Annotated in this window: 8 protein-coding genes; 3 read left to right on the top strand and 5 right to left on the bottom strand. The window is 46.3% G+C overall.

Annotation, left to right across the window (positions count from 1 at the left end; translation table 11 throughout):
• Nucleotides 1-178: 178 nt before the first annotated feature.
• The 3 genes from DVB69_RS05150 to DVB69_RS05140 form a co-directional block, all read right to left on the bottom strand.
• Nucleotides 179-1591, bottom strand: a complete 1413-nt coding sequence (locus tag DVB69_RS05150; protein WP_116017281.1) for an O-antigen ligase family protein — start codon at nucleotides 1589-1591, stop codon at nucleotides 179-181.
• A 295-nt stretch (nucleotides 1592-1886) separates the two neighbouring features.
• Nucleotides 1887-3161 carry a nucleotide sugar dehydrogenase gene (locus DVB69_RS05145; RefSeq protein ID WP_116017279.1) on the bottom strand — a complete coding sequence of 425 codons (1275 nt, stop codon included), beginning with the start codon at nucleotides 3159-3161 and terminating at the stop codon, nucleotides 1887-1889.
• A gap of 43 nt (nucleotides 3162-3204) precedes the next feature.
• Complete coding sequence (locus DVB69_RS05140) at nucleotides 3205-3921, bottom strand: WecB/TagA/CpsF family glycosyltransferase (protein WP_116017278.1); 717 nt, start codon at nucleotides 3919-3921, stop codon at nucleotides 3205-3207.
• Nucleotides 3922-4457: 536 nt separating this feature from the next.
• On the opposite strand from DVB69_RS05140, the gene csaB reads away from it, so the two are divergent.
• The 3 genes from csaB (at nucleotide 4458) to murJ (ending at nucleotide 8352) form a co-directional block, all read left to right on the top strand.
• Entirely contained in the window at nucleotides 4458-5579 is a 1122-nt protein-coding gene (gene csaB / locus DVB69_RS05135) for a polysaccharide pyruvyl transferase CsaB (protein ID WP_116017277.1), read from the top strand.
• A gap of 3 nt (nucleotides 5580-5582) precedes the next feature.
• A complete protein-coding gene (locus DVB69_RS05130; protein ID WP_116017276.1) occupies nucleotides 5583-6758 on the top strand; it encodes a glycosyltransferase family 4 protein in 1176 nt (391 codons plus the stop codon).
• An 88-nt stretch (nucleotides 6759-6846) separates the two neighbouring features.
• Nucleotides 6847-8352, top strand: a complete 1506-nt coding sequence (murJ, locus tag DVB69_RS05125; RefSeq protein WP_116017275.1) for a murein biosynthesis integral membrane protein MurJ — start codon at nucleotides 6847-6849, stop codon at nucleotides 8350-8352.
• Nucleotides 8353-8486: 134 nt separating this feature from the next.
• Here murJ and DVB69_RS05120 read toward each other — a convergent pair whose 3' ends face one another.
• Nucleotides 8487-10619 carry an S-layer homology domain-containing protein gene (locus tag DVB69_RS05120; protein ID WP_116017274.1) on the bottom strand — a complete coding sequence of 711 codons (2133 nt, stop codon included), beginning with the start codon at nucleotides 10617-10619 and terminating at the stop codon, nucleotides 8487-8489.
• Between the two features lie 89 nt (nucleotides 10620-10708).
• Entirely contained in the window at nucleotides 10709-11788 is a 1080-nt protein-coding gene (locus DVB69_RS05115; RefSeq protein ID WP_116017273.1) for a C40 family peptidase, read from the bottom strand.
• Nucleotides 11789-12095 lie beyond the last annotated feature (307 nt).

Below are 12095 nucleotides of genomic sequence, written 5' to 3'. Positions count from 1 at the left end.
TTACAAAATCATAGAAATATTTCTATCCCGTAGCAAACCGTTGGCACGACTGTAATACTTGCTATTCCTCCCCACTAGTACTCTCCTTCCTTTTTTGTTTTTTAATTCCCACTACTCTTTGAGACATCAAAAAAGCTTCGAATCGTAAATTACGATTCGAAGCTTTTTAAAAACTTTTTTATAATTCAGGACGAATTTTGCCATCCCGAGAAACTACAGTGACAACCGCTAACAAGAACGCTAACCAAATTGACACTGATGGTGCAGTTAACACATGCCCCGCTGTATAACTAATGCCGATCCCTACCAGGAAGGATACGCCTGTAAGAATACTGAAGTAATTAAAGTTTTGTTTTAAATTCATAACCAGTTTCACGATGAAGCTACCAGCAAACCAAACAATTGGTGCGATCATATAAAGGAAGCCGAGTATTCCAAACGAGAAGAACCAGTCATGGAAATCCATTTCAATCATTTTCAATGGCTTATGAGGTTCTGGTGCATCATAGTTTCCTGCGAAGCCCATTCCAAATAGTTTTTGACTGATTGGTGCATCTTTGAACTGTTCGACATAATCCGCTTTATAGGTTTCACGACTACTGAAAACTAGATTCTCAAATTGTTCGCTTGAGATGAGTGGTTCTTCATCCTCCACATCTTCTGGTGGAATTTCGTTTCCGTCTGCATCCAACTCAACAGGTGGCTTTTCGAGTGAAATCCCAAGAATGTTAAGGTGTGCGTACATATTGCCGAATACAGGTGTAAACGGTGTCGCCACGATAAGCGCAATTAATAGAATTAAAGAGATAAACGAATTTGCTTTGACTCGTTGTCGAGCTGGGTACTCTTTTGTCGTAAAGAGTAATAGTAGACTTCCGAAGAAGATACTCAATAATACGATTAAGATTCCGCCATAACCGACCTTAGTTCCAAGAGCTAGCATTGCGAGTGAAAGCAATACGAATGGTAACCAATGTAATAACTTTCTAGTTGTCGTTGTTTTGTAAACTGCAAAGAGTGCGGTGATCGGTAGTAACATCGACATCGTAGCGCCGATTTCGTTACCTGCGTAGAACCAGCCGGTCCATCCTGCTTTTGAGCGCGCATAGTTTGCCATGCTTGTTCCAGTTAGATGCGCGATGATGAACACGACACTAATGGTGAGTGATGCAATCAGGAAATAGTTGATGAGCTGTCGAGCATTGTCGGAGCCATCTTCTTTTTTCATTGATTCGAGTAATAATATAAAACCAAAGAGCAACACATGGAAGTAGACGACTTTCGTGTAGTACGTCAACTCTTGCATCATATAGAACGGTTCTTTGACGGTGTATCCGACGATGAAGTTAATGATGACGAATACGGCTAGGCCTGATAGGTAGAGTAGATAAGTCCGTGCGCGTTTGCTTTTCCGTGATTCGTTGACGATCCAGATGGCCATGATGCCTAGGTAGGCGAGACGGATGATGACGCCTAGTGTCAACGGAAGGTCGATGAACAAGAGCGAGGCTGTCGTGAGGACGTCGATGATTGGTTGGATCATGACGAAGGCGACGAGCGCGAGCATGATGTTGTGTCGGTTAAGTTCCATTGGGGCAGGTTCCTCTTTCGTATATGGTTTAGTTTTATCTTCTTCTATATAAGATTAGATAATTGCAGGTTACTTAGTTGATTGAAGCGGAAGGCGGCGACTCCGGAGGGATCAGCGAAGGCTGAAGACCCCGCAGAAGCGAAGCGCCGAGGAGGCTGAAGTCGAGCCCCTCGGAAAGCGTCCGCCTGCAGCGCAGATCAACGTGCTTATGAAATATAACTCTCGCACGGGATGCCTGGTCCCGTCACAATTCACAAAGAACGCGAATGGTGTCGGGACCAGGCACCCTTGGAATTCAGTTCTTGGAGTTACCAAGGACGTGAGTTCTGAAACCGGCTTGTTCCCATTTGGTGCGGTCGATGCAGTTTTTGGCGTCGATGAGGAGTTTGTCCTTCATGAGGTCGCCTACTTTTGCTGGATCGAGTTGTTTGAAGCTGTTGTGGCTTGTTAGGATGACGACCGCTGATGCGTCTTTTAAGGCTTCGTCTAGGTTTTGCGTTTGTAGATCAATGTTATTGGTTTTGATGTGCGGGTCGTATGCTGAGACGGTTAGGCCTTTTTCTGTCATTTGTTGGATGACGTCGAGTGATGGGCTTTCGCGCATGTCGTCGATGTTGCCTTTGAAGGCTAGTCCTAATACAGCCACTTTTGGATGCTCTGCGTTCAATGCTGATAATAGATCTACTGTGAGTTGCGCTGTATACTCCGGCATGCCATCGTTTGTTTTACGAGACAAGTGAATCAGTTTTGCTAGTTCAGGGTTAAGTTCTACTAAGAACCATGGGTCTACTGCGATACAGTGTCCGCCCACACCTGGTCCTGGTTGGTGGATGTTGACTCTTGGGTGGAAGTTCGCAAGGCGAATGGCTTCCCAGATGTCGACATCGATGGTTTCTGCGAGTTTTGCAAGTTCGTTTGCAAATGCAATGTTGACGTCGCGGTATGTGTTTTCCATGACTTTGACGAGTTCAGCAGTGGTGTCATCTGTTTCGTGAAGTTGTCCTTTTACGAATGAGCGGTACAATTCGGACGTCGCGCGTGAAGATTCTTCGTTGATGCCACCTATGATCCGGTCGTTCGTGACAAGCTCTTCGAATACTTTACCTGGGATAACGCGTTCAGGTGAATGCGAGACGAGAAGGTCTGTCCCAATTTCAAGCCCCGTTGGGACCAATTCAGGGATGACGATGTCTTGAACGGTCTTAGGTGGAACTGTAGATTCTAAAATGACGAGGTTCCCTTTTTCAACAAACGGTGCAATCGATTTTGCTGCAGAGCGGATGTATTCAAGATTTGCCGTTTTGTCAGATTTGATGGGTGACGGAACTGCCAAAATGAAGACGTCTGCTTTTTGTGGTGTTGTCGATACGGTCAACATGCCACTGTCAATTGCTTCGTCCAAATACGCTTGGAGTCCATTCTCTTCTATATGTAACTCTTTGTTACTGATTTTCTTTACGACAGGTTCATTGACATCTACGCCGTGAACTTGGTGGCCATGATTGGCAAACATAACGGCAGTTGGGAGTCCAATATAGCCAAGACCTACGATACAAATGCTTTTTTTCATTGGATTTTTCCTCTTTCCTTCATTATATGGGGTTACATGATTACTATGATTTACTTGTTAGAACACGCACGAGAAAACGTGGCAAGTTAAGTTGACGTTTGATGCGTTTCGGATCGCTACAAAGACGGTAAAACCATTCTGTGCCTGTTTTCCTAAAAAAGGACGGTGCCCGTTTAACGGTTCCTGAAAACACATCAAAACTGCCACCGACACCTTGAAACACTAGGACGTTACTGAGCCGCTCCATGTTGCGGCGAATCCATAATTCTTGTTTCGGGCTACCGAGTGCAACGAATAAGATTCGTGCACCACTGTCGTGGATGCGTTGTACGAGTGCTTCTTCGTCTTGTTCATAACCATCTGTCAAACCTGCAATCGGAATGCTAGGGTAGTCTTTTTGGATATTGGCTACCGCTTTTTCTATGACTTCTTTTTTTGCACCATACAAATAGATCGGCTGCTTATCGTCTTGTGCAAATTTCAAGAGCCGCGCCATCATGTCTACCCCAGTTACGCGGGATGTAATCGTGCCTTTTTTTAATTTCGATGCAAGCAAAATTCCGACGCCGTCCGCAATTTGGAACGTAGCGCCGTTAATGAGGTCGCGTACTTGTGGATCTTTTTGTGCGGTCATGACCTTTTCGGGGTTGACTGCGATGATTGTCGATTGTTCGTTTTTAGTCATGCGCAATCGAATTTCTTCGATGATTCCTTCGTATGTCAAAGGCGACACGTTCACGCCCAGATAGCTTTCTTTCATGTTCGGGTGCCCCCACTCAGTTGCTACTTTCAATTGTCTTAGTATAGCAGAAACGACAACGGCTTGCACAGCCTGTTCGTATAGTGCTAAAATTAGCCCGATAGTGTGAAGAATCGAGATAATTATTTACTACTATAATGAGTTTTCATTGGCACGGTTTTCGGCTGCTAGCTATTGAGCTTTCTCTGCCACGGTTTGCAGCTGCTTACCGTTCGCTTTCCTAGGGGCTTGACTTCAGCCGCTTCCTTCGCTTTGCTCAGTCCAGGGTCTTCAGCCTTCGCTATTCCCTCAGGAGTCGAACGGACGCTGCTGCAAACCTAAGTGTCTGTCTGGGCACCTTTTACATTGAATAACGTTATTTATAACAAGTATCGTTGATTGGAGCGGAGGGCGGCGACTCCGAAGGGATCAGCGAGACAGTTGAGACCCCACAGGAAGCGAAGCGACCGAGGAGGCTCAACGCTCGCCCCTCGGAAAGCGTCCGCCCATAGCGGAAATCAACACCGTCTACATATATATCTAAGGAGGATTTTCCATTGAAAATTGTACTGTCCGGGTTTTACGGATTAGGAAATACTGGGGATGAGGCGATTTTGAAAGCCATCATCGATAACTTGCGTGCGGAGCTGGATAACCCCGAGATTACGGTGTTTTCGTTGTCGCCCGAGCAAACGGCGTCGGATTATAGCGTCTCTACGGTCTATCGTGGATGGCGTCATGGGAATAAGGAGAAGGTCAAGGCGCTTCGTAAAGCGGACTTGCTGATATCTGGAGGCGGCGGGTTGTTGCAAGATACGTACCCGACGAAGTTTTTGTTCGGTCCTCTTCCCTACTACTTGCTTATCGTTCTCTTAGCAAAACTTTGCGGAACGAAAGTGATGTTTTTCTCTCAAGGAATTGGTCCTGTTACGAGTAAGTGGGGTAAAACGTTGATGAAAGGCCTTGCGAACAAAGCCGATTTCGTCACAGTTCGGGACGAGTATTCTAAGACGTATTTGGAGAACTTAGGTGTCACGAAGCCTGAGACGGTTGTTACTGCGGACATCGTGTTTGCATTCAAGCCTGACGAAGATACGGCTGCTTATGATTCACTCGATTTAACTGGCGACGAACGATTGGTTGCGGTTGCGCCACGTCCTTGGTTTGATCACGAAGATGCGTATATCGAGAAATTAGCGTGGACGTTGGATGAATTGATCGAACAACGGAAGGTCACTCCTGTGTTTGTACCGATGGAGCCGCCATATGATACGAATGTCTCTAAGAAAGTACAAGCGTTGATGAAGCACGCAGATCACACTAAGATTCTTGGTGAGCACTTCACACCGAATCAGTTCTATAACTTCATTGAACAGACGGATCTTACGATTGCGCTTCGTTTGCATGCGTTGATCTTTGCTGCATTGTCGAATGTCCCTCATGTTGGATTGAGTTATGACCGCAAAGTCGAGAGCTTCTTGAAGCGTTCTGGTATGTGGGAGCATTCGTTTGAACTTGGTTCATTCACAAAAGAGGATTTGCTGGCGCAATCGATTTATGCGCTGGACAACAGCGATGTGTTGAAACAAATGATGGAACCGAACGTCCAAGTATTACGAAGCGAAGCAATCCGCAATGTGGATTTACTGCGGGAACAGTTTTTGAATGGAGGCCGTTAAGCGGTGAAAATTTTACTGGCAACTGTATATGATTATCCTCATTTGGGCGGATTGTCCGTCCACTTGACTACATTAAAATCAGGACTCGAATCACGTGGGCATGAAGTCGATGTCGTATCGTTCACGGACGTCCCGAAATGGAAGCGTGACGGAATCGTCCGTGGTCCTGCGTTTTTACTCAATAAAATGAAGCAAGGAAAAGGTTATGTCTGGACGTTGAAACGACGTCAAGACGAGCTTGCGATTCTTATTAAAGATGCGGTGTCGAAGAAAGAATACGATGTCATCAACGCACAAGACGTATTCACGACATTTGCTGCGCTTGAAACGAATGTCCCTGTTGTCAGTACGGTTCACGGCTACTTGACGTTTGAAGGCATCTCCAAAGGATCTGTGATTGAAGGATCTCCGGAAGCGGCTGAACTTCAAGAAGCGGAGCGTAAAGGCTATAAGTCCACACGCGAAGTGATTACGGTCGATACACGCATTAAGGAATACATTTTGAAAGAAACTGGCGTGACGGGCAATATGATCAAGAACTTCATCGACGTTGAGTCATTTAAGCCTGAGATTGAACGTCGTACGGAGTTCCGGGATACATACGGATTTTCTCAAGACGAGCTGATTTTCTTCGTACCGCGTCGGTTGACGAAGAAAAATGGCGTCATGTATCCGATTTTGTCACTCCCTGCTGTTGTGGAGAAGTTTCCGAATGCGCGTGTCGTATTTGCGGGAACGGGCGAAATGATGGAGCCGATGAAGCAGAAAGCTGCAGAACTTGGCGTATCGGACAACATTACGATGCTCGGTGCAGTGGATCACTCAGTGATGATGCAGTATTATGCACTCGCGAATGTCGCACTTGTACCGTCGATCTACTCGGCTGGTGTTGAAGAAGCGACTTCGATTTCTGCGCTAGAAGCGATGGGTTCTGGTGTTCCTTTGATCGCCTGTGCGGTTGGTGGACTGAAAGAGATCGTCGATAGCGGAAAAGACGGGTTGCTTGTTGAAGAGCAAAACGTAGAAGAGTTGAGTGACGCGATGATTCAGTTGTTGGAAGATCCGGCATATGGCGAACAGCTTGCTGAAGCGGGTCGCGCGAAGATCATTGCGGAATACTCGCACTTTGCTGCTGCTGAGAAATACGAAGCGATTTACTTGAAAGCATTGAAACACTGATTGCGAAGCTCCCTGGTGCGAATCAGGGAGCTTTTTTCGAATTTATTGTCAGCTGATTGGCTGACTCTAGGGAAATTGGAGGACTTTTATGGGGAAGTTAAAACAAGCCGCGCTTTGGACCGCGGTCTTAGCACTCGTACTGAAGCTGTCTGGCTTAGTACGCGAATCGATTGTCGGAACGAAATTCGGGGTATCGCATGAAACGGATGCGTATTTCCTATCGTTTGCATTCATTACATTAGTCGTAGCGATGATTTCCACTGGATTCAATAATGTCTTTTTACCGATGTATATTAAAAACCGCAAGTCAGGTGACACTGGCGACCATAATGCGAATGCGTTGCTGAACTGGACGATGATTATTTTCGTCGCAGTCAGTTTCATTGGTTGGTTCGGAGCGCCTTATTTCTTGCCACTGATGTACATCAAAATGAAAGCTGAAACAGCGGCGATTGCAATCCCGATGACGCAAGTGTTCTTCGCGTTCATGACAGTCATTGCATTAAGCGGATTGCTGGATTCCTATTTGCAGTCGCGTCGAATTTTCGTGCCGTCGCAAGTGTCAAAGGTACTGGCGACGTTATTTTCTGTGATTTTCGCAATTTCGTTTAACGATCAGTGGGGGATTTTTTCACTGGTCTACGGATTCATCTTCGGAACGATTTTAGGGGTCATTGTCCAATTGTTCTACTTAGTGCGCTCTGATTATAAGTGGCGTCTGGAATTTAAGATGGATATCAAGTTCCGGAATGCGTTTTTGCTGCTCATCGTCCCTTCCCTGCTGAATTCAGTGGTCGGGCAAGTGAACATGTTCGTGAACAAGGCGTTTGCTTCCAGCATAGATGGTGCGGTGACGTATTTGAATAATGCGTCGCTCATCGTGAGTATTCCGAACGCAATTTACGCGACGACGCTCGCTGCCATCATCTTTACATTGATGAGCGAGCAGACTGAAGATCGCGCCAAGTTCAAAGAGACGTTTTTCCGTGGCATGGAAATTTCACTTGTGACACTGTTGCCGATTGCAGCAGGGTTGCTCGTCATCGGGGACTCTGTTATTGCGTTCATATACGAACACGGGAAGTTCACGGCTTTCGATACGCATAAGACGCATGTTGCACTCATGCTGTACTTGCCGGTCATCGTATTCCAAGGGATGCAGCTGATGCTGTCGAAGTCGATGTATGCACGCGGAAAAACCGCTGTTGTGTTCCGGATCAGTGTGACGACGATTTTGATCAACTTCTTGAGTAACTGGTTGCTAGTCGACCGGTACGGCTATCCAGCACTTGCAATAGCGACGTCCGTCGTGAGTGTTTACTTCTTCGCGGTGTCGATGGTTGTGGTGTATAAGGACCTTGGCAAGGAAGAGTTGGAACGTTTTGGACGAATGGTGCCGCAAGTGCTGATTCCTACTGTGATTATGGGGTTGGTTGTTTGGACTGCGAAGGTGTTTGTTGGATTGGGTAACTTTGGTCCGATTGTGCAGCTTGGGACGCTGGTTCCGATTGGTGCGGTTGTGTATGCCGGGATGCTGTTTGTTTTTTACCGTGCTGGGTTTAGACGGTTCCTTGGGTTGTTGAAGCGGGGGTAAGTGCTTGATTGGATTTGGCGTTTGCTTGATCACATTAGCGCTTGCTTGAGCGGCTGCCCACCTTTTTAATCAATTTTCCGAAATGAGAAACCCCCACGCGTAGCGTTAGCCATGCGTGGGGGTTTTTGGGTTGATTAATTGTTGATGATCGTTACAACGTCTTCGCTGACGTAGCCTGTTTGAGCGCTTGCTTTGTCGCTGAAGACTTCGTACCAAGTCTTGCCGTCGTTGCCTTTAACAGAGCGAATGACGGTAAGTGGGTAGCCGAGTGATAGTCCGTTGCTTGTGTCTTTGTACACTCCGTTATAGCGGGCTTTGTACGTGAACAGGATTGATGCAGATGTGCTTGGTGCTGTGCGGACATTAGTTGCGATCTCCAATTTCGTCAGCGCGAATTGTTTGTAGAGTCCGTAGTCTTTGCCGCCTGCTGCTTTATCCAGATCATACATATGTGCGCCTGCTTTAGCTCCCCATGTCGGGTCGGATGCGTAGTTGACATTGAATCCAGTTGTTTTGTTTCCGAATGCTGCGCCTTGAGCTCGTCCTAATGCATTTGTCGGATCCATGTAATTCGGATTCAAGAAGTCTTTGACGAGTGCGATTGCACTGTCTCCTGGATTTTTGAACGTCCCTTTGTCTGGGCATAGCTTTGTTAAGGAATCGTATTTGTATAGACCGAACAAGTTGTTGCATGTTAGCGCAGTTTCACTCATTCCATAGTCACCTTCATGCACGGCGAGCGATAGGATGAGGAGTGCATTGACGTTATAGTCGTTCTCGAGCTTTTTGAAGCTTGAACCAAGTCCTAGAAGCTTGGACTTCTTCGATGCATCGGTGTAGCGTCCACCATAAGTCTGCTCGCGCTCTTTTAATACGTTCGCGATCAGTTTATCCAACTCTGCTCCCGTGTAGGTTGTTTTCGAGCGAGCAGATAGGAATTGAAAGTACGGTAGGAACGTTCCTACAAACTTCCCGTTTGTTTCATAGAAGTGGACGCCATCTGGACTGTGGTAGGTCCCGTTTTTCTTTAGGAAATCCGGTGCGAGTTGCACGTAATAGGACGCGGATTTCTTGGTCATGTAGTTGTATGTGAAGTGGGTAAGTGTCCCCCACTGGCTAACTGTGTAATAATCACGGTTTGTGTCCGTGACGAGTTCAATCGGAATGAGATCGACCTCTGAGTGCTTGGCGTAGCCTTCAGTTGCTCCGACCTGTACTTTGACGTACTTATCATTGGAGCCGAGATACATGAGCTCTCTTCCCTGTTCCACGTAAGTCGCTTGTTTCTTGAAATCTGGATCGAAGTAAATGATTGTGTTTTCTTTTGCTCCTGCTGGAGATTTTTTATCTCCAAATGCCATTCCTCGACGGACGCGAATGAGTTCGTCCCCTTTGTACATGGCTGTGAACTTCGTCGTGCTATTGAACTGATCTGCGGCTTTTAGATAGTCTGTATAGCCTTGGGTTTGTTTTTTAAGTTTGCCATTTTCGAGTGTCGCCACGTAGAAGGTTTTGTTGTCAGTCGGTGGCTGTGGTGTTGGTGGTTCTGGTTTCACTGGATCTTCTGGTGGTGTCGGTTGCTCAGGTGTTTCTGGGATTTCAGGTAAGTCAGGTGGCTCGTAGGCATCTACCGCTTTTAAGTAGCGGGATATGAATGCCGCTGCTTGCTCACGGGTTGTGTTCGTCTTCGGCTCAAAACGCAACGAACCATCTTCGTTTGGAATCCCGCTGATGATTCCGTAGCGGATGTTGTAGTAAGCTGAGCGCACACTTCCTGACGATTGGAATTTATCCAGATCGGTGAAGTCGATCCGTGTTTCTTGTAAGACCATTTGGCTATAGTTCAAGACGTTTGTCATGGTCAGTGAAACTTGCTCACGAGTGATTGGTGCATCAGGCTTAAACACGCCCCCGCTGTATCCACTCATGAGTCCTGCCTTTTGGACGCTATAAATGTCTTTCGCCAGCTTACTAGTTTCCGGTACATCTTTGAAGTTCCCATCTTCCTCTGGGAGTTTCAATGCTCGTGCGATAAATGCAGCGAATTGTCCACGGGATACGTTTTCTGTAGGACGGTATGTCCCATCGGTGTAGCCCGAAAGGATTCCTTTATCGATCATTTCTCGTAATTCTTTTTCGAGCTTGCTTCCTGATAGTTGGTCTGCTTTTGCACTAGACATAGGTAAGAGGAGTGTTAAAAGTAAAAGAACTATTGTTAATGTCTTCGTTACAGTTGCTAGTTTCATTGGACCTGGTTGTGTTTTCATTTAGGTGTTCCTCCTTAAAGCATGTTTTATAGATTTACTAACAAAAGCCACCCCTTCGCAGAGCTCCAGGGTGGCTTTTGTTGTCGGTGTTAGCGCATTTCGGAAACGCTATAAAGTGCTGCTGAAAATTGTGCGCGTGTCGTATCTGCATAAATTGAAAAGTTTTTTGTTTGAAATACTGAAGTCTTGTCCATCTTTTTCAATGCGTTGATGGCACCAGCTGCATGATATGTTACTGGTACGTCTAGGTATGGTTTCTCCGTTAAACTAGAAGCGGTCTGCGTCATACTGAATGCACGGTCCAAAATAATTGCAAGTTGCGCTTTTGTTAAAGGATCATACATTCCGAATGTCCCGTCCTCATACCCACTTAAAATACCAGCATCACTCATAGCTGCAATGTCTTTTGCAAAGGCATGATTGGCCGATACATCACTATAGGAAAGCGGAAAACGTTGTCTCAAGTTTAATACACGGTTGATCATTGTTGCGGCTTGTCCACGTGTGACTTGCGTGTCGGGCTGGAATGAGCCGTCTGGAAATCCGCTGATGATTTTCTGTGTGCTGAGTGTTTCGATTGCTTCGAATGCTGGATGCTTTGCAGCTACGTCACTGAAAGACGTGGACGGAGTTGGCACCGGAGTTGGTGCTGGCTTCGATGGAGCTGGTGGTGTTGGCGTTGGTGCAGCCGGCTTTGCAGGCGGAGTTGCTATGATTCCAGCTACTCGTTTCGCTCCTGCGTATTTGGGTGCCCAGTATGAATTCGTATCTAGGTTCGAAATTTTAACGCCGCTAGATTCTGCAGATATGAAGTTTCCGTTTCCGATGTAAATGCCTGTATGGGAAATACCAGGCTTGTATGTATTTTCAAAGAAGACGAGATCCCCAGTTTGCAAGTTAGCGCGAGCAACGGAAGTTCCAACATTGAATTGCGTTTCTGATGTTCGTGGCAATGAGACGCCGAAAAACTTAAAAACGTAAAGGATGTAGCCTGAGCAATCGAATGCGTCAGGTGTGGTGCCACCGAATAGATACGGTGTTCCTTCGAACTTTTTGGCGTAGGCAACGATGCTCTCCCCTGAAGCGGCTTGGCTTGTATGAGGAGCTGCTGTGAACACGCTTGCGAAAACTAATAAAAAGGCCAAAAAGACTACTAGTTGCTTTCTCATGTCCCACCTCGATTTAGGATGATTGACTGTTTCCAACATCTATTTACCTATAATTCTAGCTATGCTTATATCCTATCAGAAAAGACTGACATGAAATATTACATTTGTGTTACAAGATTGATAGATTTGTTTATTTTGATAGGTTTGGGGATATACTAGGTAGTTTTGTGTTTGGTAGTGGAAATGGTAGTAGGAATACTTGTGGTTCAACGTGGAATGAGCGGGTTCCAGCGTAGATTGAGCGGGTTGCTCCGGGGAACGGGCGGGTTGCTCAAATTAGGCGCAAAAAAACCGCGTGGCCTGGAGG

The organism is Sporosarcina sp. BI001-red, from assembly GCF_003384035.1.
Classification (GTDB): Bacteria; Bacillota; Bacilli; order Bacillales_A; family Planococcaceae; genus Sporosarcina.
Note: the sequence above shows the minus strand (reverse complement) of the source record. Positions and strands in the feature narration are given on the sequence as shown.